General features: G+C 68.9%; 1 protein-coding gene and 2 pseudogenes. 2 read left to right on the plus strand and 1 reads right to left on the minus strand.

Annotation, left to right across the window (positions count from 1 at the left end; genetic code table 11):
* A partial coding sequence (locus VN856_RS13010) for a chitin-binding protein (RefSeq protein ID WP_325689611.1) occupies nucleotides 1-535 on the plus strand: 535 nt, incomplete at its 5' end.
* Nucleotides 536-1,018: 483 nt separating this feature from the next.
* On the opposite strand, the pseudogene VN856_RS13015 reads toward VN856_RS13010, so the two are convergent.
* Nucleotides 1,019-1,165: pseudogene (locus VN856_RS13015) on the minus strand (MarR family transcriptional regulator); the annotation flags it as partial.
* Between the two features lie 466 nt (nucleotides 1,166-1,631).
* Here VN856_RS13015 and VN856_RS13020 point away from each other — a divergent pair.
* Nucleotides 1,632-2,768, plus strand: a pseudogene (locus VN856_RS13020) (hypothetical protein); the annotation flags it as partial.

Genomic DNA, 2,768 nt, shown 5'->3' on the forward strand with positions numbered 1-2,768 from the left:
CCAGGAGCCGGGCGGCGGAGGCGGCCACGGGCCGGGTGGGCCGGGCGGTCCAGCTGGCCCCGGACCCGGTGGGCCTGGCGGTCCGGGCGGACCGGGTGGCCACGGACCCGGTGGCCCCGGCGGCCCCGGTGATCACGGACCTGGCGGGCCCGGCGGCCCCGGTGACCACGGACCCGGTGGACCGGGAGGGCCTGGTGACCACGGACCTGGCGGACCCGGTGGACCGGGTGACCACGGGCCTGGTGGACCGGGTGGGCCTGGATTCCACGGTCCGGGAGGCCCCGGTGGTCCCGGCGGCCCATGGCACGGCGATGACCACCGCGGCTACTTCAACAACGCTCCGTGGGGGAACGGACCGGCGCCCTGGGGTGCTGGCGAGCCACCGCGACCGGCATGGGACAGGCCGCTTCCGCCGCCCGGTGGACCGTGGAACTACGGGCCAATCAATTACTGGGGCTACAACGAGACCCCGTTCTGGAACCCGCAGTTCAACCAGTTCGGCTTCAACTTCTTCGGAGTTTGGATCCCGCTGTAAAGACTCACCTCACCAGACGCCCGCTTCGCCGATTGGCGGAGCGGGCGTTGCCCATTTGCCAGTCGTTGCACCTGTCCGCCGGGTAACGGTTTGCCCACAAGACAGTGCAGCTTGGGCGACAACGCGCAAATCCCCAAAAACCTGGCGAAGTCCAGCGTTACGCTGAGGAAATGGCGACGTTACATTCGATGCAATCAGTGCGCGCCGTGACCGTTGGTCTGGTTAGCGCGAGTGCACTTGCCGGCGCGATGCTGGTGGGCCCCGTCGGAACTGCTTCGGCCGCCCCGCTCGCGAACGTCCCCATGGTCGAGGAGCCCGCGCCGGCGCCGCCCACGGACCCCATTCCGGACGCCAAGGGACCGGAGCCGCAGGGACCAACCAACCACGCACCGCCTGTGCATCATCGCCGCCCTCTTGACGATCCATCCGTTCATCGGTAGCCGTCGAAAGTCCTTGGCGCAGTTAGCCCACGGCTGATGAAGGCTATGAGGGCCGGTCTTCGGCCGGCGAATCGTCGTCTTTGCCCAGGTGGCGCAGCACTCGTTCGTTGAGGGCAGCGAGCATGTCGAGCTCAGCTGGGCTGAGCAGGTCGATGAAGTTCCGGCGCACCTCCTCCACGTGCCCGGGCGAACCAGCCATGGCGCTGCCTCCGCGCGCACGGTTTACTCATGTGCCATTAAGGTAAATCTTAACTAACGTTCGTCAAGTAGGAATATCAGGATTTCACTGGAGAATCGTTCGCTCGCGCGGCCAGATCTCGGGTCTTTCCACAGGAAACGGCCTATTTTGCTGCCATCAACCGTTCGACGTATTTGGCGAGTACGCGGCGTTGACACGTGGAGGTATACCGGGAAATGCCTGCCGAGATGCGGCGGCAGCCCACTCCTGTAGGCCTCAATATGTGTGAGCGGGGAATCGCTCACCCGCTGTGGCCGCCTTGATTAGGCACTACCCCGCGCCGGCTGGCCGGTCGGTGTCGTCAATCGCACATATGTCTGCATTTATGGATGTCACGTCCGAAAACCTGGATAGCGATTCCCTACGAGTGCATAATAAAAACCCAGGTATCTCTCAGATTCGTCTCAGGAGATTAGCGATGGCAAAGCACTCGGGCAAGCGGAATCGTGGGTCGCACACCGCAAAGGGGCGCCGGCGGGGCTGGGTGGTCGGCCCTGTTGCGGCCGCTGGGACCGTGGTGGCGTTCGGCATGAGCCCGCTGTCCACTGCGCCGCCGGCCCATGCGGACGGGCTTGACGCCATCATCGACTCCATCGCCGGGTCGATCGCCGGTCTGGTCGATCCCTCGGCCGGTCTGGATTTAGGTGCGCTGGGGGCGGGGTCGGCTGAGCCGTTGGCTGCCCTTGGGCTGTCGACTGATGCGGTGTCGGCGGCTGGTTCGTTCGACTCGTTGCTGCACACGCTCGAGCAGGACTGGATCACCAACTCTTTGGGAGCCGGTATCGACACCCAGCTCAACACGCTCTGGCAGGACCTGGGTGGTACCGGCATCTTGATTGGTAACGGCGCCAATGGGATTGGCGACGGCTCGTTGGCTGAGGCGACCGGTGGTGCGGGCGGAATCTGGTTCGGCGATGGCGGTGACGGCGCCACCGATGCCGCCGGGGTCGGCGGCGCCGGTGGGGCTGCGGTGCTCGGCGATGGCGGTGTCGGCGGCGACGGCCTCGATGGTGGCGCCGGCGGGGCCGGTGGGGATGTCGCGCTGGTCGGTGATGGCGGGGCCGGCGGTCACGGCGGTGACGGCCTCGAGGGCGCCACCGGCCAAGACGCCACCGCCAGCAGCCCGGCTGGCATCGGCGGGGAAGGCGCCACCGGGCAGGCCGGGGGGGCCGGCGGGGAGGGCGGCACCGGCGGGGTGATCTCCGGTGACGGCGGGGCCGGCGGCAACGGCGGCAACGCTGGTCAGGGCGGGGAAGGCGGCACCGGGTTGGCCGCGACCACCGCCGGGGCCACCGGCGGTCAGGGCGGCACCGGCGGAGATGGCGGTGTCGGCGGCAACGGCGGCAACGGTGGCCTGGCCACCTTCGGTCACGACGGCCACGGCGGCAACTCCGGCAACGGTGGTGAGGGCGGGGAAGGCGGCACCGGCGGAGCCGCGGCGGTGGGCGACGCGACCGCCGGCGGCGGTGGCACCGGCGGTGCTGCCGGTGATGACGGGATCCCCGGCGACGGTGATGGCGATGGCGGCGATGGCGGCGCGGCGGCCGGCGCGTCC

The organism is Mycobacterium sp. (genome assembly GCF_035603715.1).
GTDB lineage: Bacteria > Actinomycetota > Actinomycetes > Mycobacteriales > Mycobacteriaceae > Mycobacterium.